Consider the following 23,501-nt stretch of genomic DNA (forward strand, 5'->3'; position numbering starts at 1 on the left):
CGAGCGTGGCCGCGGCGTCGTCGTAGTCGCGAAGGCGGGCGGTGGCGAGCTGCTGGAGGGAGGACCAGATCATTGACAGCGAATGTCTGGAGAGCCGAGCGGCTCGGCTCCATCAGAATCGACTCATTTTCTCTCGGCAGGCGTTGCGGCCGGATACGTTCAGGCAGTGCCCGGCTGCCGCGACGAGTGTGAGGGCCGCCGCACTCGCTCCGCCGACGGGCGGGCTGACGTTGGTGGTGAAGGCCATGCCGACGGAGAACCGCGGATCGGCCAGCGCAAGAGAGCCGGCGTGCCCGTCATGTCCGTACGAGGCTGGTCCTAGCAGGGGAAGCCGAGCCGTGGGCCTTTGGACTCCGGACCCGAAGTGGGACGGCTCGCCGAGGACCTCGTCGAGCCCGATCGAGCGGGTGCGGGCGAGCGCGGCGCTGCTCTCGGTGTCCAGCAGGCGCACATCGTCAACCGGTCCGACGGTCGCGGCATACAGCCGTGCCAGGTCGCGGGCACCGGCGACCACGTTGGTCGCGGGCCAGGGCGCTGCGAGAACATCCGGCTGGTTGAAGACCGAGGGGTCATCGAGCAGTCCGAGGCCGACGGCGTCGAAGAGCAGCCCGGGGCGGGCCGACTGTAGCGGGGTGCGCATCGGGGGGCGTGTCCGCAGCGGCAGCACGTCGTGGTTGTCCGGTGGCGGAACCCCGAGAGCGAGGTCGAGACCGAGCGGTTGCCGGATGTGTGCGTGGATGTACTCGGCGACGCTGGTGCCCAGGGCCCGCTGGAAGACGCCGTCGAGCAGGGCTCCGTAGGTGATGGCGTGGTAGCCGTGCTTCGTCCCTGGCTCCCAGTAGGGTTCCTGTCGCTCCAGGGCGGTTTCGAGCTTGCCGGCCAGGTGGTCTTCCACGGTGAGCTCCTGGTCGACCAGGGGCAGCCCCGCCTGATGGCTGAGCACGTGGCGGGTGGTGATGCGGCGGGTCGCTGTCCGCCGCATGGCGGGCCAGACATCGCAGAGCGGGGCGTCGAGGTCGAGCCGTCCGTCGGCGTGCGCGTGCTGGGCGGCGATCGCCGAGACGCCTTTGGAGACGGAGAACAACAGGTACCGGGCATCGTGAGGGCCTCCGTACGACAGGTCTACGACAGGATGCCCGTCCAGGTAGATCGCCAGGGCGGCGGCACCGCCTCCCTGTTCCGCGACGACTCGCGCGAACACATCGGCGAGGGCTTCGAACGGGGCCCGGGCCCAGCCTTCCACCCGCACGGCATCGGCTCCGGTCCGGCCCGTAGCTCTCCCGTGCGGCTGGTGTGCCGGCTCTCGGGTGACTGAGGTGGCCGAGTCGCCCGCGGCGACGGAACCGGTGGGGCCGGGGACCGGCGGTGTGGTCACCGCCGGCGCCGACCGCCGGTCCAGGCTCATCAACGGGTGCCCTTCGCGGCGAACTGGGCGATCTGGTCGACGTTGGACTTGTCGACGAAGGCCGGACCGGTCAGGATCGCCTGTTCGCCGCCGCCCATGTAGTTGCCGTTGTTCTTGTACAGCCACAGCGAGTCGATCGACAGGTAGCCCTGGAGGTAGGGCTGCTGGTCGACCGCGAACTGGATCGTGCCCTTGCTGATGGCGCCGGTGAGGTCCTTGTTCAGGTCGAAGGTGGCGATCTTCGCCTTGCTGCCCGCCTCGGACACGGACTGCACGGCGGTCAATGCGTACGAGGCACCGAGGCTGACGATGTAGTCGATGGAGCTGTCCTGCCGCAGCTTGGTGGTGATCGTCGCCTGCACGGACGGCATGTCGGTGCCGTCGACGTAGAGGTTCTCCGTCTTGCCCTGGAAGGTCTTCTTCACGCCGTCGCAGCGCTGGGTGAGGCCGATGTTGCCCTGCTCGGTGATGACGCAGACGGCCTTCTTGGCGCCGACCTCGTTCAGCTTCTTGCCGAACGCCTCGCCTGCCACGCTCTCGTCCTGCCCGAAGAACTCCATCATGCCGAGCTTCTTCCACTCGCTCACACCGGAGTTGAGGCCGACGACAGGGATACCTGCTGCCGTGGCCTTGCGCACGACGTCCTTCATGGCCTCCGGCTTGGCGAGCGTGATCGCGATGCCGTCGACCTTCTGATCGATGGCGTTCTGGACCAGGTTGGCCTGGTCGCCCGCGCTCGGGTCGTTGGAGTAGACGAGCCGGATGTTGTCCTTCGCGGCGGCCGCCTCGGCGCCCTTGCGGACGATGTCCCAGAAAGTGTCGCCCGGCCCTTGGTGGGTGATCATCGCGACCGTCAGACGGGGAGTGGTCGCCTTGCCCGCGGACATGCCGTCGGCGCTTTGCTCGGCCTGCTTCCCGCCCGAGCTGCTGGAGCAGCCGACGAGGGTCAGTGCCGTGGCCACGGCCACGAGGGAGGCGAATCTGCGCGGATGAGAAGAGCGGTGCATCTGTCCTGGACCTTACTGTGCGACAGGGAAAGGAAGAGAGGGAACCGTACGAGCTCAGAACCTGAGGTCCTGGAGATCGCGTGGCTCGAGCGGCGTCGCGGCGCCGGACAACGACATTTCGTTGGAGCGCTCCAATGGCCTAAACTTTGGAGCGCTCCAACGGGTACGTCAATAGGTCCAGGAGGTTGCGTGTCGGTAACGCTGAAGGAGGTCGCGGCCCGAGCCGGCGTATCGCGGTCCCTGGCCAGCCTGGCGATGCGAAACGACCCCCGCGTCTCCGCACGCCGCCGGGAGGCAGTACTGAAAGCGGCGGCCGAGCTGGGCTACCGCCCCAACGCCCATGCCGCCCAGCTCGCCAGCCGACGCACCATGACGGTGGGGGTCGTCCTGGTGGAGCTGCACAATCCCGTCTACACGGAGATCTTCACCGGCGTCCAGGAACAGGCCGAGCAGGCCGGCTACGGAGTGCTCCTCACAGGCGGAGAACTTCTGACCGCAGACACCGAGCGACGGGCCATCGACGGTTTGCTGGAGCACCGGGTGGACGGCATCGTCCTCGTCGGTCCCCGTCTGGCGTCGAAGGACCTGCGCGAGCTGGCCGACCGCGTGCCCCTGGTTGTCGTCGGCCGTCATGTACAGGGCGTCGACTCGGTCGCGGTGGACACCCGGCACGGCACCCGCCTCGCCGTCGAACATCTCGTCGGCCTCGGCCATGAGGACATCGCCCACATCGACGGCGGCAACGGCCCGGGGGCCGAGAGTCACCGCAGGGCTTACCTCGACACCATGAAGCAGCACGGACTGTCCGCGCGCAACCGCGTCGTCCGCGGGGACTACACCGAGCACGGCGGTAGGCGAGCAGCGGAGACCCTGCTCTCGAGTACCCACCCTCCCACCGCTGTTTTCGCAGCCAACGACCTGTCCGCCCTCGGTGTCCTCGCGGCCCTCAAACATCGAGGCATGAGCGCGCCGGAAGACCTGTCGCTGGTCGGCTTCGACAACACCGTTCTCGCCCAGTACGGCTATATCGACCTGACCACCATCGACACCCCCCGGCAAGACATGGGAGCGACCGCGGTGACCACACTGACCGCCCGGATCGAGGACACCGGCCGCCCAACACGCCCCGCGCAACTCGCTCCACGGCTCATCGTGCGCTCCACCACAATGCCGCACACCGGGGTGTAGCCCGCGGCACGCAGGGCGGCCAGGCTGGTGGGGCGCCTGCCGCCCGAGGCGGTGTACGTGACCAGCTGGACCAGGCTCTACGGACTGCTGTGCCTGGAAGTCCTCCACCAGATGGACTTCGTCCTGACCGACATGGAACCGCTCTTCGAACAGTGCCTCGGCGAACTGGCCGAGACCCTCGGTCTGAGCACGGAGCCCTGGCCACTCTCCTGCCGGGGCAGCTGGCCTCAGCTCTCACAGCTCGCTTGGCGTCACGTCCCGTAGAGGGTCGGCAGATCGACCAGGAGGAGGTCGTCGCGGCGGTCGGCCAGGTCGACCAGGTCGGGGTAGAAGCCGTGCAGCGAGTACAGGGCCAGGATGGTGCCGGCGGTGTCGTACCCCTGATCGGCGAGCAGGGCACGGATACGTTCCAGGCGCTCCAGGTCACCTGTCCCACGGCGGGCAGCGGTCGCCTTGGCCTCGCCCAGCAGCGCGATCCTCGCGCGGGGAGACTGCGGACGCTCGCCGGCCGCCAGGGCGATGACATCGACCTCGTGCTTCGTGCGGGCGGCCTGGTCGGCAACCTCGGTGGTGCCGACCGGGCCGGGCAGTCCACCGGGCAACAGGGTGTGGGCGTAACGACGGGTGAAGTCGCGGGCCAGGTCCTCGAAGTGCGGCCCGAGGATCTTGGAGTTGAAGGTCGGGGCGGCCTGCTGCCACGCCTGCTCGGCGAAGCCCTGCTCGACGGCGGCGGCCTGCGGGAGGGTGATGAGCTGGTTGAAGCGGATGACGGGGTCGGCGAGGGTGATGACGGGGTGCTTGGAGCGGAGGATGTCCTGTTCCCGTCGGATGTAGCCCGTGGATTCCAGGACTCCGAGGGGGTGGGCGACGGCGTTGCGCGGGCGTTCGAGAGCGGCACCGATCTTGCTGGGCGTGGTGGCGCCGTTCGCGATCGCAGTGAGGATGTCGTAGTACAGCGTGTGCTGCGTGATCCTCGGGTCCTCGCGCAGTAGGTACTCGGTCTCGGTACGCGAGTACACCGCCCGCCCCGGGTCGAGCAGAGTCCGGGTGAGCCAGGTGTCGAAGCCGTCGTCCGGATGCGGACGGGCGGCCACCGGCCGGTAGCCGGGGGCTCCGCCCAGGACCGCGTGTACCTTCAGCGCGGTCAGCGGGTCGGCGATCTGCCAGAAGGTCCGGCTGTCACGGTAGTCGAAGGCACCCAGCCGCAGGTCGACCACGGCTCGTCCTCGCAGCGGCTTGGTCCCCGAGAGCAGTTCGTGCATGACACTCATCGCGGAGCCGCACAGGATCAGCCGCGGACCCGGCCCGGCACCGGGCCGGGCACCCCGCTGGCGTTCGTCGTAGAGCTGTTGCAGCAACCCCGGGATTTCAGGCGAGTGCTGGAGCAAGTACGGCAACTCGTCGATCACCAGGAGCGGGTGCGGCGAACGGGCGGTCACATCCAGGGCGTTGGACAGGACGTCACGCCAGTCGGTCAGACGCAGACTCCCCGGCCGCAGGCCGGCGTGGGCGGCGACCGCGTCACTGAACCGCTGGATCGCGGGCAGCCGCCCCTCCTCCCGGACCGCTGTGACATACAGGCCGCCGACCTGCTCGGACAGGGCCTGCAGAAGGTACGACTTCCCGTGCCGCCGCCGCCCTGACACGATGCCGAGCCGCATCGCCGGATCCGGATCAGTGAGGAACTCCGCGAGCAGATCCCACTCCCGGTCCCGGTCGACCACGTCGTCCGGCTTGGCCGGCAGGCTCTTCTTCACTCGCCCTCCCACACCTCGACCACGACGGAATACGTCTAAGTCTACTTCGACATAAGTGGTCGCAGTGGAATTCACCGTTTATCTGTCCTCGCACACCCTCACCGAACGAAGCCAAGCCGACATGGCGTGCTAAGAGCTGCCCCGACGGCCCGCAGGGGCTGACCCGACCGTTGGACACGTGACCAGCGCGTGACCAGTAGCGGTCAGGAACAGCCAGAAACACCTGGATGAGGGCCGATCCAGACGGGAAGCGGGAACCCGCACCCGGACAACAAAATGCCTGGTCAGAGGCACTCCACGCTTCTGTCGGACCAGGGGTGGCGGCCCCGGCCGTTGCCATCGGCCATGGTCACGTCGCTGTCGCGGACGCCGGGCCATGTTCTTTCTCCGGGCATCTCTGGGCGCATCGCCGTTGTTCTTCGGGCATATCGCCGCATCGGATCAGTCCTTCGGGCCCCTGGTGGGGCCGTTGCCGGGGTTCTTCGAGGGCCCCACCGCCTCGCCGGGCTTGCCCGGCATGCCTGGCTTGTTCGGAGTGGTCGGCCTGTCGCCCGTACGGGGGTCCGGAGGGCCCGGCTTCTTGACCGGCCCACCGGAGTGCCCGGCCTCGTGGTCCCGGTCGGAGGGGGCGGCGGAGAAGCCGTCGCGCTGCCCGGGCTTCTCAGGCGTGGTGGCGGGATCCTCCGCAGGCCGGTCCGGTGTGCTCTTCGAGGGCCGCGGTACGTCGCTGTCGTCGCCCGAGGTGCCGACCGATCCGATCGACGCGATGGCCACCCCGCCGAGGGCCGCGCTCGTCACCAGCGCGGCCGGCGTCGCCCGCAGCGAACGCCCGAACCTTCGCCGGTCCCGTGGCCGCCAGTCGTCCCGCCGCCGGGTGCGCGCCCCGTGGGCTCCCGTCTGCCGTGCGGCGCGGAAGGCGGCGAGGGCCCGGTCCTGGGCGCCGGGGTCGAGGGAGTCGACGCGTACGGCGGAGGCGAGGAGGGCTTCAAGGGTGGGGGCGTCGTGTCGTTCACCCATGTCCGAGTTCACCCATGCCCGAGTCCGCCCTTGCCCGAAGATCTGTTGCCGTTCATCCCGACTCCCCCAGCGTGCTCGGACCGTCATCCGTCACACCTTCGGCGCCCAACTGACGAGCCAGGGTCTTCAAGCCCCGGTATGCGGCGGTACGTACCGCTCCGGGGCGTTTGCCCAGCACGCGCGCCGCGGCGGGGCCGTCGAGGCCGACCACGACCCGCAGCAGTACGGCCTCCGCCTGGTCCAGCGGCAGTCGCGAGACCAGCTCCAGGGCGTACTCCGTGGAGATGGACTCCAGTGCCTGGTCGTGCGTGTTGTGTACGGGGAGTTCCAGGACGTCCTGTTCCAGCACCGACGGTCGCGGCCGGACCTTCTGGCGCCGCAGATGGTCGAGCGCCCGGTGCCGGGCGATGGTCGCGGTCCAGCCGCGGAACCCGGCCCCGTCCCCGCGGAACCGGCCCAGATCCCGGGCGATTTCCAGCCAGGCGTCCGAGGCCACGTCCTCCGCGTCGTCGCCGACAAGACCGCGCAGATAGCCGAGCAGTCCGGGCTGAACCAGCCGGTACGCGACCGAGAAGGCGTCCTCGTCCCCCTCCTGCGCCCGCGCGACGGCCATACCCAGTTCCCCGTCGGCCGCCTGCCCGCGGTGGGGTTCCCCTCCCTGGCCCAACACTGTCCTCGTTCGCACCGAGTTCGTACCGAGATCCGCGCCGTGAGTCATGGATCGTCCTGAGGGCGTGCGCTGGGCGTGCCCTCAAGGCGATCAGCGCCGGGACGTCCAGAAATGTCACAGCTGCACGGGCGGGGGCAGCCTCCTCAGATCCCCTCTCAGACCCGCCCGCGGGCCCGCCGCGACACGACCGCGCGCAGTACGCGCCGCCCCTCCGTCGACAGGTCCAGAGCCTGCCGCAGACTCGCGGCGCCGCCGCCCGACAGCAGCTCCAGGATGGCGATCTGGCGGCGCAGTTCGGCGGCGACGAGGGGCGACATGTCCTGCGTACGGCCCTCGCGGCGGGCCGACACCGAGGCCGTGCCGTCGTCCGACGCGTCCAGCAGCCGGTGCACTTGGAGGGCGGCGACCGAGCAGGCGTCGGCCCATGCGCGCAGGTTCTCGGCGGAGCGCTCCAGGGGCGCGGCGTCGAGCATGCGGTGGGCGAGCGCGGCTGCCTCGCCCTCGGCGGAGACGTCGCGCTCGGATACGTCCGGGGCATCGAGCTCCGCCCGGACCTGTTCCACGCGCTCGCCCCAGTCCTCGGCCTCCGCACCCTCGGCGAGGCTCGCCCACAGCGGACGCAGCACCTCGTCGTCACCGCCCAGCAAGGGCATGCAGCGGTCCAGGCATGCCAGACCACTGGCGGCAAGACCGCGCTCGTCGGCCTGAGCGATCAGTTCCACCAGGCTCATCACGCCTCCCTACGGTGGGGCGCCTCTTGTTACGGAGCCCGCGCTTCCCCTTACTGCGTCCTCCGTGGCCGGAACGTCACAGTACGGAGTGGCCGGATCTCGACGCCTCTCAGCTGCGTATCACCCCGAGCCGGTCCAGGAACTGGAAGAAGAGCATCTCGGCCGAGGGGTCCGCGTCCGCGGTGAACACCTCGAGAAGCCGCTCCTCCTCCGCCGTACGGCCCGACTCGGCGGCCCAGGCCACGGCCCGCTCGGCGGCGTCGCGCGGCTCCAGGAAGTAGTCGTCGACCGTCAGCTCATTATCGGCGCCCCCCAGGTATCCGGCCATCGCGTCCCGTGCCAGGCAGCTCGTCCACGGCCCGCTCTCGGGCGCGGCGGCCTCGACGACCACGCAGTCACTGTCCATGACGTAACCGAAGAGCGCGGGCGCGCCCGTCTCCTCGGCGAGGTGGCTCATGTTCCCCACATCACCGGTGCCGTCTCCGATCGGGTACTCCCACACCTGCCAGCCGTCGTCGGCCCTCTCGTGCAGCGTCAGCCCCTTGGCCTCCGACAACGCGTCCAGCTCGGCGAGCGGCGACTCGCTCCTGCCGACGACGTAGTACCCCCAGTAACCCATTTCCGGCTCCCCCGGCATCGCGGATCTTCTCAGGCTCAAATCCATCACAGTCGCACGACCGTTCGCTACCTAAACGGTCAACTCATCCCAACCGCACCGACTCGACATCAGCCCAGCTTCTGAGCCAGTTCGGTGAACTCCCCCCACGACGCTCCCGGCGTCCGCGGATCCCACAGTTTCTGCCCCAGCGCCCGCACCGGCATACGGATCCCCGAGGCCACCTGGTCCTGGGTCTGGGAGTTCGCGAGATCGCACCAGACCGCGAAGGAGCCGCCGAGGATCTGGTCGTCGTACTCCTTGGAGACCGGGGTCGTGCCGCGCAGGACGAGGGGGGTCCACTGCTCGTAGATGCGCTGACCGGTCGGGTAGACGAACTGGTTGGGCTGACCGAGGACGTAGTAGAGGTACTCGTCGTTGTAGTTGATCACCTTGCGGCCGTCCCGCAGGTACTCGGTGGGCTGGCGGGCGCCGATCTCCTTGCCCGTCCAGTACGCGACCTGGATGTCGTCGGCGGCCTGGACGGCACCCCCGGGGAAGAAGCCGTCGTTCCAGGCCCGCATCGTCCGGTCGTGCCCGCGCATCAGCTTGGCGCGGTCGTTGAGCCAGCCGGTCGCCAGGTCCGCGACGCCCGCGTTCGCCCCGTACTTCTTCTTCGCGGCGGCGGTCAGCTGCGGATACGACGCCTCGGGGTTCGAGACCATCAGCGCCCGGTACTCGTCGGCGCCCAGGTGCCAGTAACGCCCGGGGAACAGCTCCGCGTACTCGTTCAGCAGCTCGTCCACGAGGTCCGCCGCCGCGGGCTTGGAGATGTCGACGGCCCCTTGCGCGGCCACGCCGTTCACGTTGCGCAGCTGGAGATCGGGGTGCGCGTCGAGCACCGCGCCGAGGTGGCCCGGCGAGTCGATCTCGGGGACGACGGTGATGTGCCGGCTCTCGGCGAGGTCGAGGATGCGGCGCACCTCGGCCTTGGTGAGGTGCTGCTCCGACACGACCTCGGGGTGCTTGTCGGACTCGATCCGGAAGCCCTGGTCGTCGGAGAAGTGCAGCCCGAGCTGGTTGTACTTCAGGTCCCCCAGCTCACGGATCCGGTCCTCGATCCACCCGGCAGTGAAGTGCTTGCGCGCGATGTCCAGCATGAACCCGCGCTGGGGCTTCGCCGGGCTGTCGCGTACGACCCCCTCGGGCGCCGTACCGTCCGCCCGCACCGCCTGCTTCAGGGTGCGCGTCCCGTAGAACACGCCCGCGTCGGCAGGACCGCTGATCCGTACCCGCCCGTCCTTGACGGCCATCGTGTACGACTCGGCTCCGGCATCCTCGTCGGTGAGGGCCAGCTGTACGTCTCCGGCGCGGGCGTCCGCCGTCCCCGCGTACCTGAGCTTCAGCTCCCCGGCGAGCAGCCGTCCCTCGTCCGCGAGGTCGGTGTCGTTCACGACCACCCGGCTCCCGTCGGCCGGACGCCAGCCGGGTCCGCGGGCGGGGGTGTGCTCGCGTACGGCCGGGATCGTACGAGGCGTCTTCGACATCGGGTACGTACGACTGGGCGAGGGCGAGGCCGTCGGCGGGTCCGTGGGCTGCTGTGCCGCCGGGGCTCCATTGCCCCCGCTCGGCCACAGAGCGACCGTCACAGCCGCGGCTCCCGCCACGACCACTCCGGTCCCGGCCAACAGAGGCCTCCGACTCCAGACCGACCGGGGCCTTTGGCCCGTCTTCGCCCGGCGCCTACGCCCGTTCACCACAGATCACCCAATCACTTGCCCTGCTTGCCCCCGCGAACCTACGAACCTAGGCCCTCAGCTCACCACGCCACCGTCCACCACACGATCCGAAACTCTGCCGTCCGGGTGAAATTCGGGCATCCGACGGACAGCTTCCGTCAGCCTCGATAGCGTGAATGTCACATCTCACACTTGATCCACTCCCGAATCATGCGTGAGGCCCCCACAGGAGCTTCACCGATACCGCCGAGGAACCCACGCTGCCTGCGCACCGTCCTTCTCGCCACTCGGGGCAGGTTGTCGCCCTGCCCGGCCAGACCCGCTCCAGACCGAGCCCCACAGGCCTGGAGCGGTTCAACGCCGCACCCGCGGACGACGCCGAACGGGCCCTGATCGCCTGCTGCGGCAGCCACCGCTGGGCCCGCCGACTCGCCGCCCACCGCCCCTACCCGGACCTGGCCGCCCTGCTCGCCGCGGCCGACGAGGCGGCGTACGACCTGACCCCCGCCGACCTCTCCGAGGCCCTGGCCCGCGAGCCCCTCCCCCACCTCCCCGACGACGCGTACGCCGCGGCGCACACGGCGCTGAGCGCGGCCCATGCGGCGTACGAGAGCCGCTTCGGCCATGTGTTCGTCATCTGCCTGGACGACATGTCCCCCGAGGAGACCCTCGACCAGGTGCTCGCCGCCATCCGGTCACGTTTGGCAAACGATCCCGAGGAGGAACGTTGCCTCACGGCGGAAGAACTCCGCCGTCTGGCAAAGGGCCGCTTGTCACGTATGGCCCGCTCATAAGCGCCCTGAAGGGGCGCGGGGAACTGCGCGATCAACCACAAACAACCCGCACCCGGCAACGAACAAGTCGCCCAGCCCCGTAAGCCGCCCCTCCTCCCCCGGCGGGTAGCCGTCCGCTGGCTTTTTGATCACATCCGGTAGGCCCGCTGTAAGCATCCCGACAGCACGTCGCTACGATGGCCAGGGCCGGTGGACCGTACCCGGCCGGGCCCGACCGACAGCACAAGCCGGCGCGGCCCCAATCCCCGCTCCCGGAGGAACTTCCGTGCCGGCTGGAACGCTGTACCGCGGCCGGGAAGGAATGTGGTCCTGGGTGGCTCATCGAGTCACCGGCGTCCTCATCTTCTTCTTCCTGTTCGTACACGTGCTGGACACCGCTCTCGTCCGTGTCTCCCCCGAGGCCTACGACGAGGTAGTAGCCACCTACAAGACGCCCATCGTCGCGCTGCTGGAGTACGGCCTCGTCGCCGCCATCCTCTTCCACGCGCTCAACGGTCTGCGGGTCATCGCCGTCGACTTCTGGTCCAAGGGCCCGCGCTACCAGAAGCAGATGCTCTGGACGGTCGTCGGCGTCTGGGTCGTGCTGATGGTCGGGGCGCTGTACCCGATTCTCGGCCACGCCGTCCGCGAAGTCCTCGGGAGCTGAGCCTGATGTCCACTACTGAGAAGACCGCCGCCTCCGGCATCGGCCCCATCGAGGGCGATGGCGAACTGGCGTACAGCGTCGACAACCCGGCGCCGTACATCGAGGCCCCACGCCAGCGCACCAAGAAGACCCCGAAGTCGACCCGTGGCAACTTCGAGATGGCCGCATGGCTGTTCATGCGGCTGTCCGGCATCGTCCTGGTCGTCCTGGTCATCGGCCACCTGCTGATCCAGCTCGTCCTCGACGGCGGCGTCTCCAAGATCGGCTTCGCCTTCGTGGCGGGCCGCTGGGCGTCCCCGTTCTGGCAGACCTGGGACCTCGCCATGCTCTGGCTGGCGATGCTGCACGGCGCCAACGGCCTGCGTACGGTCATCAACGACTACGCGGAGCGGCCGAACACCCGGCTGTGGCTCAAGGGCCTGCTCTACACCGCCACGGTGTTCACCATCCTGCTGGGCACGCTGGTGATCTTCACCTTCGACCCGAACATCCGCTAGATCCGGGGCTACGAGACTCATGAAGATCCATAAGTACGACACCGTCATCGTCGGCGCGGGCGGCGCCGGCATGCGCGCGGCCATCGAGTCGACGAAGCGCAGCCGGACCGCGGTGCTCACGAAGCTCTACCCGACCCGCTCCCACACGGGCGCCGCGCAGGGCGGCATGGCCGCCGCGCTGGCCAACGTGGAGGAGGACAACTGGGAGTGGCACACCTTCGACACGGTCAAGGGCGGTGACTACCTGGTCGACCAGGACGCCGCCGAGATCCTGGCGAAGGAGGCCATCGACGCCGTCCTCGACCTGGAGAAGATGGGCCTGCCGTTCAACCGGACCCCGGGCGGCACCATCGACCAGCGCCGCTTCGGCGGCCACTCCCGCAACCACGGCGAGGCCCCGGTCCGCCGGTCCTGCTACGCGGCGGACCGCACCGGCCACATGATCCTCCAGACGCTGTACCAGAACTGCGTGAAGGAGGGCGTGGAGTTCTTCAACGAGTTCTACGTCCTGGACCAGCTGATCACCGAGGTCGACGGCGTCAAGCGGTCGGCGGGCGTGGTCGCGTACGAGCTGGCCACCGGCGAGATCCACGTCTTCCAGGCGAAGGCCGTGATCTACGCCTCCGGCGGCACCGGCAAGTTCTTCAAGGTGACGTCGAACGCGCACACCCTCACCGGTGACGGCCAGGCGGCCTGCTACCGGCGCGGGCTGCCGCTGGAGGACATGGAGTTCTTCCAGTTCCACCCGACCGGCATCTGGCGCATGGGCATCCTGCTGACGGAGGGCGCCCGCGGTGAGGGCGGCATCCTGCGCAACAAGGACGGCGAGCGCTTCATGGAGAAGTACGCGCCGGTCATGAAGGACCTCGCCTCGCGTGACGTCGTCTCCCGGTCCATCTACACCGAGATCCGGGAGGGCCGCGGCTGCGGTCCCGAGGGCGACCACGTCTACCTGGACCTGACCCACCTGCCGCCGGAGCAGCTCGACGCCAAGCTCCCGGACATCACCGAGTTCGCCCGTACGTACCTCGGCATCGAGCCGTACACGGACCCGATCCCGATCCAGCCCACCGCGCACTACGCGATGGGCGGCATTCCGACGAACGTCCAGGGCGAGGTGCTGGCCGACAACACCACGGTCGTGCCCGGTCTGTACGCGGCCGGCGAGGTCGCCTGCGTGTCCGTGCACGGCGCCAACCGGCTCGGCACCAACTCGCTGCTCGACATCAACGTCTTCGGCAAGCGGGCCGGCATCGCCGCCGCCGAGTACTCCGCGAAGAGCGACTACGTCGAGCTTCCCGAGGACCCGGCGGCGTTCGTGCAGGAGCGGGTCGAGATGCTGCGCGACGCCACGGGCAACGAGCGGGTCTCGGACATCCGCCGCGAGCTGCAGGACTGCATGGACGCCAACGTGATGGTGTTCCGCACCGAGCAGACGATCAAGACAGCGGTCGAGAAGATCGCCGAGCTGCGCGAGCGCTACCTGAACGTCTCGGTCCAGGACAAGGGCAAGCGGTTCAACACCGACCTCCTGGAGGCCATCGAGCTGGGCAACCTGCTCGACCTCGCCGAGGTCATGGCCGTCTCCGCGCTCGCCCGCAAGGAGTCGCGCGGCGGTCACTACCGCGAGGACTACCCGAACCGCGACGACGTCAACTTCATGCGCCACACCATGGCGTACCGCGAGGTGGGCGACGACGGCACCGAGACCGTCCGTCTCGACTACAAGCCGGTCGTCCAGACCCGCTACCAGCCGATGGAGCGTAAGTACTGATGGCAACCCCGACCCTCGACAAGGAAGACGCCAAGCCTGAGCCGGGCTTCGCCGACTCCCCGTACATCACGGTCACCTTCCGGATCCGCCGCTTCAACTCGGAGGTCTCCGCGGAGGCGACCTGGGAAGACTTCCAGGTCGAGATCGACCCGAAGGAGCGTGTCCTCGACGCTCTGCACAAGATCAAGTGGGACATGGACGGGACGCTGACGTTCCGCCGCTCCTGCGCACACGGCATCTGCGGCTCGGACGCCATGCGGATCAACGGCAAGAACCGCCTCGCCTGCAAGACGCTGATCAAGGACATCAACCCCGAGAAGCCGATCACGGTGGAGCCCATCAAGGGCCTGACGGTCCTGAAGGACCTCGTGGTCGACATGGATCCGTTCTTCCAGGCGTACCGCGATGTGATGCCCTTCCTGATCACGAAGGACACCAACGAGCCGACGCGTGAGCGTCTGCAGTCGGCGGAGGACAGGGAACGCTTCGACGACACGACGAAGTGCATCCTGTGCGCCGCCTGCACGTCCTCGTGCCCGGTGTTCTGGAACGACGGCCAGTACTTCGGCCCGGCCGCCATCGTCAACGCCCACCGCTTCATCTTCGACTCGCGCGACGAGGCCGGTGAGCAGCGGCTGGAGATCCTCAACGACAAGGACGGCGTGTGGCGTTGCCGTACGACGTTCAACTGCACGGACGCCTGTCCGCGCGGTATCGAGGTCACGAAGGCGATCCAGGAAGTGAAGCGGGCGCTGATCACGCGCCGCTACTGAGTTCCTGCTGAGTTTCTGCCGAGTTCGCCTGCTCGGCCCTCGCGTGTTCGGCTGTGAGTGGTGTCAGCCTCGCAGGACGCGGCCCTGCTTGTCGGTGCGGTCGTTGCTCGTGAAGAACAGGATCGCGTCGATCAGGGCCCAGATGCCGAGGCCACCGCAGGTGAGGAGCTGGGCGACGCCCACGCCGACGGAACCGACGTAGAAGCGGCCGATGCCCAGACCGCCCAGGAAGAGCTGGAGGACGCCCGCGATGACCTTGGACTTGTCGGAGTACGGGCGGCCCTGCGGGTCGTAGCCGAACGGGGCGTCAGGGGCCTTGGGGACAGACATGCGTGTTGCTCCTGGCATACAGAGGATGTGGAACGGAATGTTCCGAGCAGTCGCAGGAGGAAACCCGCGACAAACTGCATGCCTGCGCTCGTCCCCCCTACGGATCATGAAGCCTAGGGGTGCGGAGGGGGGTGGGAGGAGAGTGGTGAGGTGATCGTATTGATTCCGTGATCCGTTGACCGGAAGGTCACTTGACACTTGCTGAAGTCCGGTGCGGTACCGCGCCCCTAAGGAGGCCGCAGGCCCCTTAGGGGCGCGGGGAACTGCGCGACCAGCCACAACGAACCCGCAGTCGCCAACGAACCGAACCCACCACCCCCGTAGGCGCCCCGCCCAACCGCCGGAGGCAACCCGCGGAGCGCTCAGTGCAGGTTGCGGACCACGGTCCACGCAACCGCCACGACAAGCACCAACGTCTGGGCAACGCGGCCGAGTTCAGGCCGCCAACGCCGGCCGCGCAGGCCCTCGACGGCCCACCGGCCCAGCAGGGCCAGCGCGAACGGCGAGGCCAGCAGCAGGAGCCGGTTGTCGTGCCACGCGGCGCTGAAGTGGCCGTGCATCAGGTCGTACACCATGCGGGTGCCGCCGCAGGCCGGGCAGAGCAGCCCGGTGACGAGGCGGAAGGGGCACTGAGGCAGCAGATGCCCCGGCTCGTGCGGATCGGTGCCGTAGAGATAGCAGGCACCGGCGGCACCGGCGACGAACACGGCAAGCGGTGCCGTCGCCGGGTGCCGCAGAACGGATCCGGGCACGGATCCGGACTCAGCCGCCACGCAGGACCCGCCCCTGGGAGTCGGTGTTGTTGCTGCCGGTCAGCAGGATGATGCCGTCGATCAGCGCCCAGATGCCGAAGCCGCCGCAGGTGAGGAGCTGGGCGACACCGACACCCGCGTGGCCGATGTAGAACCGGCCGATGCCCAGCGTGCCCAGCGTCAGCTGGAGCACTCCGGCGACGACCTTCGACTTGTCGGAGTACGGCCGCCCGTAGGGGTCGTAGCCGTACGGGGCGTTCGGGTCACCCGTGTACATGCCGGGCTGCGGCGGCACAGCACCCGGCGGCGGGTAGCCGCCGCCCTGCGGGTATCCGTAGCCGGGCTGCTGCTGGTACGGGCCCTGCTGCGAGTACGGGCCCTGCTGCTGCCCGCCGCCATAGGGGTTCTGCCCCTGACCAGGATTGGGGTTGGCGTTCGGATACCCGTACCCCGGCGGCTGGTTCGGGGGCTGCGGGGGCTGCTCACTCAAGGCGACGACTCCTGTGTTCCGGTGCTCGGTGATCCGGCACGCGAGAAAATAGACACGACCGCTCGTCATGTTGTCAGGCTGGACCGGACGAGGGCCAGCCTGGGTTGCGACTTGCCCGTACAAATGGCTATGTCCTGCCTGTACGGGCGGCTGTGTCGGCCTCTCAACTTCCGTTCGCACGGGTCCAGTTGCTGTGACTGACGGGACTCTTGTTACAGACTGGACCCATGGCATCCCTGAGGAAGACCGCCGCCGCGCTGGCAGCCGCCACCGCGGTGCTGTTCGCGATACCCCCCACGGCCTCGGCAGGCCCTGCCCCGCACGACACGCACGGCACGCACGGCACGCACGGCACGCTCGTACGGGAGAACTTCGACCGCGTTCCCCTCGGCCCGGTCACCGCGGGCCGCGGCTGGACCACCGACACGGAGGGGGGCACGCTGACCGTCGCGCCCAGCGCCACCGGTCACGGCCGCGAGCTCCGTATCCGCACCGAAGGCAACGGCCGTGCCTTCGTCGTCTTCGACGACCTCGCCCCGCCCGGCAACAGCTTCTGGGCCCGCATGCGCCTGCGCGTGGCCGACTTCCCCACCGCCCCCGACTGGGCCCACTGGACCATCGCGGAGGCCTCCGGCTCCGACTCCCCCACGCTGGTCCGTCCCCTCGGCGGCCAGTACGCCCCCACCGATAAGGGCAACTTCTTCGGCGTCGGCTCGGACCTGGGCCCCACCGGCGACTGGACCTCCTGGAAGACCTCTTCCCCCGCGGTCGCCGGAAAGTGGCAGTGCGCCGAGTTCCACCTGGACGCCACCGACAACCGCGTCACCGTCTACCTGAACGGCGTCGCACAACCCGACCTGACGGTCTCCACCGACAACCACGGCGGCACCGCGGACGACTTCGTCTTCCCGACCTTCGACAAGCTGAAGCTGGGCTGGCAGCTCTACCAGTCCGACCCCACCCCGTCCTCGTACGACGTCCGCCTGGACGACATCGCCGTGAGCACGCGACGCGTGGGCGGCTGCGGGTCCTGACCCTGGCGTCGACTTCTCGACGGAGCGGGCTACCTCCCCGCGGCCCGCTCCGTCGGCGTCGACCACTCGATCGGGTGAGCCGAGCGCGCTACGGCACGGCTCATGAGCCGGATGATCCAGGCTCTTGTGGATGAAAGGCCCACCCGGCGCCCGAAGAGGGAGGAACAGAAGTGACCAGCTTCCACTCCTGGGACGAGGTCAAGCGCGAGGTCTTCGACGCCGATGACCTTGAGGACATCGCCGTGGGCGCCCGGCGCATGGTGGCCGAGGTGCGCGCCCACAGGCTCGCCGAGATGCGCAGGCAGCTCGGACTCACCCAGCGCGGAGTGGCCAACCGTATGCACGTGAGGCAGGAACGGGTCTCCGTCATCGAGCGCGGCAGGACCACGTCCGCGGAGGTGGGAACGGTCGCGGCCTATGTCGCGGCGCTGGGCGGGGAGTTGGAGATCGTCGCCAACTTCAACGGTACGCGCGTGGTCGTGGCGTAGGACGCCACTGGCTGGGCGGACTTGCCGAAGTCCGCCCAGCCACCGCGCCCCCAGGGGGCCGCAGGCCCTCAAGGGGCGCGGGGAACGGCGCGACCAGCCACAACGAACCCGCAGCTTAAAACTGCCTAACCCAGCGGAGCGCATAGGCTCTGTTCCCGTGCCAGCAGCGAAAGACAGTACGAGCGAGGACGGTCGCGCGGACTCCCGTGGGCCGGAAGGCTCCGCGCAGTCACAGGGACCGCGCCCATCCCGTACGCCCGCGAAGAGTGAGCAGACGCGGGCCCTCATCCTGGAAACGGCGATGCGGCTGTTCCAGGAGCGGGGTTACGACAAGACGACGATGCGGGCCATCGCCAAGGAGGCCGGGGTTTCCGTCGGCAACGCGTACTACTACTTCGCCGGCAAGGAGCATCTGATCCAGGGCTTCTACGACCGGATCGGCGTCGAACACCGGGTGGCGGTCCGGGCCGTGCTGGAGGGCGAGACGGATCTGGAGGCCCGGTTCGCCGGGATCCTCAAGGCGTGGCTGGACGTCGCCGAGCCGTACCACGAGTTCGCGGTGCAGTTCTTCAAGAACGCCGCCGACCCGGACAGCCCGCTCAGCCCCTTCTCCCCGGAGTCGGAGCACGCGCGCGTGGAGGCCATCAGCGTCTGCCGGGAGGTACTCGCCGGCTCCAAGGCCAAGGTCCCGGCCGAACTGCGGGACATCCTCCCGGAGTTGCTGTGGCTCTCCCAGATGGGGCTCGTCCTGTACTGGGTCTTCGACCGCACCGAAGGCCGCGAACGCAGCTACCGGCTCGCCGAACGCGGCGCCCGCCTCATCACCCTGGGCATCTCCCTGGCCCGCTTCCGCGCGCTGCGCCCCCTGGTCCGCGAGGTGCACGAACTGTTCATGGACTTCCTGCCGGGGATGACGAACGCACTGCCCGACCCGATGAGGAGGCCCAAGGCCTGAGCGCCTTGGGCCTCCTCATCGAGCAAGCGAACAGCGAGCAGGCGAACAGCTCGTCAGTTCACCGCATCCACCTCGTCCTCCGCGAGTTCCACGTCGTACACCAGCGGCCCCTCGCCGACCGTCACAGAACGGGCGCGGGTGGCATGCCCGGGCGCCATGGCCGACAGGAGGTAGGAGCCTGGCTCGGGCACCGAGACGATGTACGAACCGTCGGCCAGAGAGGTCACCCGGTCGAGGCGGAGGCCACCGCCCTGGGAGTACAGGGTCAGTACGGCCCCCTCGACCGGCTCCCCGTCCCCACCGCGTACGAAGCCGTGGACCACGGTGGAGTGCCCCTCATCGTCGGGCACGCGCGCGCGGGGCACGTTTTCGACAGCCCCGACGGACCCGACAGCCCCGGCGGCCTCCTCCCGCGGCTCCACAGCCAGATGCGGCAGCCGCTTCTCCAGCCAGTCCGGCAGCCACCAGTTGGAGTTCCCCAGGAGGTGCATCGCGGCCGGCACCAGTGCCGTACGCAGGATGAACGCGTCGAGCGCGACCGCCGCGGCCAGTCCGATGCCCGCCATCGCGCCCTCCAGGTCACCGCTGAGCACGAAGGCCGAGAAGACGCAGATCATGATCAGGGCAGCGGAGTTGATGACCCGGCTGGTCTCGGCGAGGCCCACCCGGACCGCCCGCGCGTTGTCCTTGGTGTGCACCCACTCCTCGTGCATACGGCTCACCAGGAACACCTGGTAGTCCATCGAAAGACCGAAGAGCAGCGACAGCATGATGACCGGCAGGAAGGCGGTGATCGGCCCCTCCTTGCCGACGCCGAGGAGTTCGGTACCCCAGCCCCACTGGAAGATCGCGACCAGTACACCGAACGACGCGGCTGCCGCGATCAGGTTCATCAGGGCGGCCGTCAGCGGAACCACCAGGGAGCGGAAGGCCACCAGGAGGAGCAGGAAACCGAGCGTGATGATCGCCGCGACGAAGTACGGCAGCCGGTCGCCGGTCACGGACGCGAAGTCCTTGAAGACGGCGGTCACTCCGCCCACATGGGCCTCGGTCCCGGACTCCGGGATCACGTCGTCCCGCAGCCGGTCGATCAGCTGGTCCGTCTGCTCGGACTGCGGTGAAGTGGTCGGCACGACCTGGATCACCGTGATGCCCTGGGAGGGCGGCGCGGCGGCGACCTGCGCGACACCCTCCGTCGAGCGGATGGCCGAGACGAGCGCGTCCGTGTCGCCGCGTTCCGCGACCACCTGGAGCGGGCCGTTGAAGCCGGGCCCGAAGCCCTCGGCGAGCAGGTCGTACGCCTGTCGTGTGGTCGTCGACTCCTGGTGGTTGCCCTGGTCGGTGGCACCGAGCCGGAGCGACAGGACGGGCAGCGCCAGGATCACCATCGCGACCAGTGCCATGACGGCGACCGAGCGCGGGCGCCTCTCGACGAACCCGGACCAGCGTGCCGCAAGCCCGCTCGCCTCCTCGGACTCCGGTCCCGCGGCGGCGAGCCGGCGCCGCTGCCTACGGCTGAGGACGCGCATGCCGAGCAGTCCCAGGAGCGCGGGCAACAGGGTCGTCGCGGCCAGGACGCTCAGGACGACCGTCAGCGAGGTCGCGATGACCACGCCGTCCAGGAAGCGCAGGTTCATCACCAGCATTCCGGCGAGCGCGATGCACACCGTGCCGCCCGCGAACAGCACCGCCCGGCCCGAGGTGTTGAGGGCCGTGACGGCCGCCTCCTCGGGTTTCATCCCGCGCAGGATGCCCTTCCGGTGCCGCGTCACGATGAACAGCGCGTAGTCGATACCGACGCCGAGGCCGATCAACGAGCCGAGCAGCGGGGCGACTTCGGGTACGTCGGTGACATGGCTGAGCAGCGAGGTCGCCATCAGGCCCGTACCGAGCGCCGCGATCGCGACGACGAGCGGCAGCAGCATCGAGAAGAACGAGCCGAAGGCGACGAAGAGGACCACGGCCGCGGCCACGATGCCGACCAACTCGGCGATGCCGGTGGGCGGCTCCTGGACGCGGGTGATCGCCTGGCCGCCCAGCTCCACCTGGAGACCGGCGTGTTCGGCGTTCTGCGCCGTGTCGACGACGTCCTCGACCAGTTCCTTGGGAACGCTGTTCGCCTGCTCGGTGAAGGTCACCTGGGCATAGGCGATCCGCCCGTCCTCACTGATCTGTGCGGCCCCCTGGGCGGCGTACGGGCTGCTGACCTCGCCGACGCCCTCCATGCGCCCGATCTCCTCGAGCGCGGGCTCGATCCGGGAGCGTACGGACTCGTCCCGTACCGTTCCGTCGTCGACCTTCCACACCACCGTGTCGGTGTCGCCCGAGCTCTGCGGGAAGGCCTTCTCCATCAGGTCGTACGCGCGTGTGGAGTCCGTGTTCGGGAGGGAGAAGGTGTTCGCGTAGTCCGTGCCCGCGGCGGAACCCGCGAACCCGACGCCGAACAGTGCCCCCACCCACAGCAACAGGACCACCAGCCGGTGCCGATAGCACCACCGTGCCAATGTCGCCACGCCTCAACGCTCCTTAGTTGTCGGTCGGTTGGTCCCCCAGGTCCTGCGGCTCAGCATCGACTGCACGGCCCGGGCGTGGACACGGCAGGGCCATGACTCTCAAGGAACTCCAAAGAGCGCGGCGGCCCCGATGTCAGTGCCCCGGCCGATACTGGGGACATGACCGCTCACATGGGGCACGAGGGGGAGGCCGGGGACATGGGCGCGCACGAGGGGGCCACCGTCCTGGTCGTCGAGGACGAGCCGAGCATCGCCGACGTCCTGGCCATCGCCCTGCGCTACCACCGCTTCGAGGTGATGACGGCGGGCACCGTCCGGGCGGCGCTCACCCTCGCCGAGCGCACGCGCCCCGACGCCGCGCTCCTCGACGTGATGCTGCCGGACGGCGACGGCCGGGCCCTTGGCCGCGAACTGCGCGAGCGCCGGCCGGACCTGGCGCTGGTGTTCCTGACCGCGCGCGATGCGCCCGCAGAGATCGTCGGGGCGCTCGGCTTCGGCGACGACTACATCACCAAGCCGTTCAACATCGACGAGGTCGTCGCCCGCATCACCGCGGTCCTGCGCCGCACCCGCCCGACCGACGTCCTCCCCCAACGCCCACCCCTGCGCTACGGCGATCTGGAGCTGGACGAGACGACGTACTCCGTGCACCGCGCGGGCCGCTCGGTGGAACTCACCCCGACGGAATACGCGCTGCTGCGCTTCCTGGTGCGCAACGACGGGCGGATCGTGCCCAAGGAGCAACTCCTGCGCCACGTCTGGCAGTACGAGCACTCGGCGGAGTCGACGGTCGTGGAGACGTACATCAGCTATCTGCGGCGCAAGCTCGACTCCCTCGGCGCGCCCGTGATCACGACCCGCCGAGGCGTGGGATACGGGCTCGCGTGACCAGCAGGGGCCGTTGCCGCAAAGGCATCCACTCGCTGCGCGGCCAGCTGACGCTGGCGAACGTGGCGATGCTGGCGCTGGGCATCGTCGTGGCAACCGCGGGGGCCCTCATGGGCATGCGGACCTACCTGCTGGACAGCGTCGACACCCAACTGAAGGCGACCCGCGACTCGATCGGGGACTCCAGACTCACCCTCAAGCAGGTCGACTCGCTGAGCGCCCTGGCCGCCGTACGCGCCCGGGTCTCGCCCATCCCCTCCGACAAGGAGGCGGACGCCGACTCGTGGGTGCAGGACGGCATCTTCGTGGCGGTGGACGATCAGGGGCGTCCCACGGCCATCGGCCCCTTCGTGCCCACCGAGACCCAGCGCGCGCTCGCCGCGGCGGTGGACGACCCGGCCGCCCTCCGCGGCGACGAGGAACCGCACGACCTCAGACTGGACGGCACCCCCTACCGGGTCACCGCCGCGCCCCTGGCCGACGGCACCACGGTGCTGATGGCCAGGTCGACCGGGTCCGTGCACGAGGTGATCCGCAAGGCGGCCGTACTCGACTTCACCGTCGGCGCCCTGCTGCTCGCGCTGCTCGGCGTACTGACGATGCTCAGCGTGCGGCGCCGGATGCGCCCCCTGGAGGACATGGTGGAGACCTCGTCGGCGATAGCCGAGGGGGATCTGACCCGCCGGGTGCCTTCCAGCCGGCATCCCACCGAGGAGGTCGAGCAGTTGCGGATCGCCCTCAACTCGATGCTGCACCAGGTCGAGTCGGCATACCGCACGCGCGAGCGCAGCGCGACCCAGCTGCGCCGTTTCGTCGCGGACGCCTCGCACGAGCTGCGTACGCCGCTGTCTGCGATCCGCGGCTATCTCCAGCTGTACGACAAGGGGATGCTGCGCGAACCGGGCGAGCGCAAGCGGGCCTGGGACCGGATGAACTGCGAGGCCGACCGCATGGGCCGCCTCGTCGACGAGCTGCTCACCCTGGCACGCCTCGACCAGCAGCCCGAACTGCGCTTCAAGAACGTCGACTTGAGCCGTCTCGTGCGCGACGCCGCCGAGGACCTGCGGGCCCAGCAGCCGGACCGCCCGGTGACGGTGGACGCCGACGGTGCCCTGCTCGTACAGGCCGACGAGTCGGGACTGCGCCAGGTCCTCGGCAACCTCGTCGGCAACATACGCACGCACACGCCCGCCGACGTACCGGCCACTCTCGCTCTGGAACGCCGGGACGGGGTCGTACGGCTGTGCGTCGCGGACGAAGGGCCGGGGCTCGCGGAGGAAGACGCAGCGCGGATCTTCGACCGGTTCTTCCGGGCGGGCGGCGGTGCGGGCAGCGGCCTGGGGATGGCGATCGTGCAGGGCGTGGTGACCGCGCACGGGGGCGAGGTCACGGTCCGGACGGCTCCGGGCAAGGGGCTGGCGGTGACGGTGACACTGCCGGGCCGGACGGGGGGCTGAC

The 23,501-nt window shown here is 69.3% G+C and carries 24 protein-coding genes; 12 read left to right on the plus strand and 12 right to left on the minus strand.

Annotation, left to right across the window (positions count from 1 at the left end; all coding sequences use genetic code 11):
• Window positions 1-112: 112 nt before the first annotated feature.
• Window positions 113-1,405 (minus strand): serine hydrolase domain-containing protein, encoded by a 1,293-nt coding sequence (locus IEZ21_RS14965; RefSeq protein WP_189322387.1) that lies wholly within the window; start codon window positions 1,403-1,405, stop codon window positions 113-115.
• On the minus strand, window positions 1,405-2,412 hold the full coding sequence (locus IEZ21_RS14970; protein WP_189322388.1) for a sugar ABC transporter substrate-binding protein: 1,008 nt from the start codon (window positions 2,410-2,412) through the stop codon (window positions 1,405-1,407). The genes IEZ21_RS14965 and IEZ21_RS14970 overlap by 1 nt, the downstream gene beginning before the upstream one ends.
• Window positions 2,413-2,601: 189 nt before the next feature.
• Here IEZ21_RS14970 and IEZ21_RS14975 point away from each other — a divergent pair, with 189 nt between their 5' ends.
• Complete coding sequence (locus IEZ21_RS14975; RefSeq protein WP_189322389.1) at window positions 2,602-3,600, plus strand: LacI family DNA-binding transcriptional regulator; 999 nt, start codon at window positions 2,602-2,604, stop codon at window positions 3,598-3,600.
• 57 nt (window positions 3,601-3,657) lie between these two features.
• Window positions 3,658-3,864, plus strand: a complete 207-nt coding sequence (locus tag IEZ21_RS14980) for a hypothetical protein (protein ID WP_189322390.1) — start codon at window positions 3,658-3,660, stop codon at window positions 3,862-3,864.
• Here IEZ21_RS14980 and IEZ21_RS14985 read toward each other — a convergent pair.
• From IEZ21_RS14985 to IEZ21_RS15010, 6 genes are all read right to left on the minus strand, one after another.
• Complete coding sequence (locus tag IEZ21_RS14985; protein WP_189322391.1) at window positions 3,852-5,357, minus strand: AAA family ATPase; 1,506 nt, start codon at window positions 5,355-5,357, stop codon at window positions 3,852-3,854. The two genes, IEZ21_RS14980 and IEZ21_RS14985, sit on opposite strands and share 13 nt — an antisense overlap.
• Before the next feature lie 441 nt (window positions 5,358-5,798).
• Window positions 5,799-6,374, minus strand: coding sequence for a hypothetical protein (locus tag IEZ21_RS14990; protein ID WP_189322392.1), 576 nt, complete (start codon window positions 6,372-6,374; stop codon window positions 5,799-5,801).
• A 52-nt stretch (window positions 6,375-6,426) separates the two neighbouring features.
• Complete coding sequence (locus IEZ21_RS14995) at window positions 6,427-7,041, minus strand: RNA polymerase sigma factor (protein ID WP_189322393.1); 615 nt, start codon at window positions 7,039-7,041, stop codon at window positions 6,427-6,429.
• 158 nt (window positions 7,042-7,199) lie between these two features.
• Window positions 7,200-7,775 carry a hypothetical protein gene (locus IEZ21_RS15000; RefSeq protein ID WP_189322394.1) on the minus strand — a complete coding sequence of 192 codons (576 nt, stop codon included), beginning with the start codon at window positions 7,773-7,775 and terminating at the stop codon, window positions 7,200-7,202.
• Window positions 7,776-7,884: 109 nt separating this feature from the next.
• Window positions 7,885-8,394 carry a hypothetical protein gene (locus IEZ21_RS15005; protein WP_189322395.1) on the minus strand — a complete coding sequence of 170 codons (510 nt, stop codon included), beginning with the start codon at window positions 8,392-8,394 and terminating at the stop codon, window positions 7,885-7,887.
• Between the two features lie 107 nt (window positions 8,395-8,501).
• On the minus strand, window positions 8,502-10,019 hold the full coding sequence (locus IEZ21_RS15010; RefSeq protein WP_246567740.1) for a beta-N-acetylhexosaminidase: 1,518 nt from the start codon (window positions 10,017-10,019) through the stop codon (window positions 8,502-8,504).
• Window positions 10,020-10,414: 395 nt separating this feature from the next.
• Here IEZ21_RS15010 and IEZ21_RS15015 point away from each other — a divergent pair, with 395 nt between their 5' ends.
• The 5 genes from IEZ21_RS15015 (at window position 10,415) to IEZ21_RS15035 (ending at window position 14,593) form a co-directional block, all read left to right on the plus strand.
• Window positions 10,415-10,903, plus strand: a complete 489-nt coding sequence (locus IEZ21_RS15015) for a 2-oxo-4-hydroxy-4-carboxy-5-ureidoimidazoline decarboxylase (RefSeq protein ID WP_189322574.1) — start codon at window positions 10,415-10,417, stop codon at window positions 10,901-10,903.
• A 265-nt stretch (window positions 10,904-11,168) separates the two neighbouring features.
• Window positions 11,169-11,549, plus strand: coding sequence for a succinate dehydrogenase, cytochrome b556 subunit (gene sdhC, locus IEZ21_RS15020; RefSeq protein WP_078492145.1), 381 nt, complete (start codon window positions 11,169-11,171; stop codon window positions 11,547-11,549).
• A 5-nt stretch (window positions 11,550-11,554) separates the two neighbouring features.
• Window positions 11,555-12,046, plus strand: coding sequence for a succinate dehydrogenase hydrophobic membrane anchor subunit (locus tag IEZ21_RS15025; RefSeq protein WP_033325310.1), 492 nt, complete (start codon window positions 11,555-11,557; stop codon window positions 12,044-12,046).
• Between the two features lie 19 nt (window positions 12,047-12,065).
• Entirely contained in the window at window positions 12,066-13,820 is a 1,755-nt protein-coding gene (gene sdhA, locus IEZ21_RS15030; RefSeq protein ID WP_033325311.1) for a succinate dehydrogenase flavoprotein subunit, read from the plus strand.
• Window positions 13,820-14,593, plus strand: a complete 774-nt coding sequence (locus tag IEZ21_RS15035) for a succinate dehydrogenase iron-sulfur subunit (RefSeq protein ID WP_033325312.1) — start codon at window positions 13,820-13,822, stop codon at window positions 14,591-14,593. The genes sdhA and IEZ21_RS15035 overlap by 1 nt, the downstream gene beginning before the upstream one ends.
• 63 nt (window positions 14,594-14,656) lie before the next feature.
• Here IEZ21_RS15035 and IEZ21_RS15040 read toward each other — a convergent pair whose 3' ends face one another.
• The 3 genes from IEZ21_RS15040 to IEZ21_RS15050 form a co-directional block, all read right to left on the minus strand.
• On the minus strand, window positions 14,657-14,923 hold the full coding sequence (locus IEZ21_RS15040) for a TM2 domain-containing protein (protein ID WP_033325313.1): 267 nt from the start codon (window positions 14,921-14,923) through the stop codon (window positions 14,657-14,659).
• Between the two features lie 362 nt (window positions 14,924-15,285).
• The gene (locus IEZ21_RS15045) at window positions 15,286-15,675 is read right to left on the minus strand and encodes a DUF2752 domain-containing protein (RefSeq protein ID WP_189322396.1); all 390 of its coding nucleotides are present in this window, start codon (window positions 15,673-15,675) and stop codon (window positions 15,286-15,288) included.
• Between the two features lie 10 nt (window positions 15,676-15,685).
• Window positions 15,686-16,165, minus strand: coding sequence for a TM2 domain-containing protein (locus IEZ21_RS15050; protein WP_246567742.1), 480 nt, complete (start codon window positions 16,163-16,165; stop codon window positions 15,686-15,688).
• A 227-nt stretch (window positions 16,166-16,392) separates the two neighbouring features.
• On the opposite strand from IEZ21_RS15050, the gene IEZ21_RS15055 reads away from it, so the two are divergent.
• The 3 genes from IEZ21_RS15055 to IEZ21_RS15065 all read left to right on the plus strand — a co-directional run bounded on the left by IEZ21_RS15055 (window position 16,393) and on the right by IEZ21_RS15065 (window position 18,642).
• Window positions 16,393-17,199 carry a LamG-like jellyroll fold domain-containing protein gene (locus IEZ21_RS15055; RefSeq protein WP_189322398.1) on the plus strand — a complete coding sequence of 269 codons (807 nt, stop codon included), beginning with the start codon at window positions 16,393-16,395 and terminating at the stop codon, window positions 17,197-17,199.
• A 170-nt stretch (window positions 17,200-17,369) separates the two neighbouring features.
• Window positions 17,370-17,687 (plus strand): helix-turn-helix domain-containing protein, encoded by a 318-nt coding sequence (locus tag IEZ21_RS15060; protein ID WP_189322399.1) that lies wholly within the window; start codon window positions 17,370-17,372, stop codon window positions 17,685-17,687.
• 157 nt (window positions 17,688-17,844) lie between these two features.
• Complete coding sequence (locus tag IEZ21_RS15065; RefSeq protein WP_246567743.1) at window positions 17,845-18,642, plus strand: TetR/AcrR family transcriptional regulator; 798 nt, start codon at window positions 17,845-17,847, stop codon at window positions 18,640-18,642.
• Between the two features lie 53 nt (window positions 18,643-18,695).
• On the opposite strand, the gene IEZ21_RS15070 is transcribed toward IEZ21_RS15065, so the two are convergent.
• Window positions 18,696-21,146 (minus strand): MMPL family transporter, encoded by a 2,451-nt coding sequence (locus tag IEZ21_RS15070; protein WP_189322576.1) that lies wholly within the window; start codon window positions 21,144-21,146, stop codon window positions 18,696-18,698.
• A 207-nt stretch (window positions 21,147-21,353) separates the two neighbouring features.
• Between IEZ21_RS15070 and IEZ21_RS15075 the strand changes: the two genes are divergently transcribed.
• Complete coding sequence (locus IEZ21_RS15075) at window positions 21,354-22,043, plus strand: response regulator transcription factor (protein ID WP_189322577.1); 690 nt, start codon at window positions 21,354-21,356, stop codon at window positions 22,041-22,043.
• A 68-nt stretch (window positions 22,044-22,111) separates the two neighbouring features.
• The gene (locus IEZ21_RS15080; RefSeq protein WP_189322578.1) at window positions 22,112-23,500 is read left to right on the plus strand and encodes a sensor histidine kinase; all 1,389 of its coding nucleotides are present in this window, start codon (window positions 22,112-22,114) and stop codon (window positions 23,498-23,500) included.
• Window position 23,501 lies beyond the last annotated feature (1 nt).

The sequence above is a fragment of the Streptomyces flaveus genome, from assembly GCF_014647675.1.
Lineage (GTDB): Bacteria > Actinomycetota > Actinomycetes > Streptomycetales > Streptomycetaceae > Streptomyces > Streptomyces flaveus.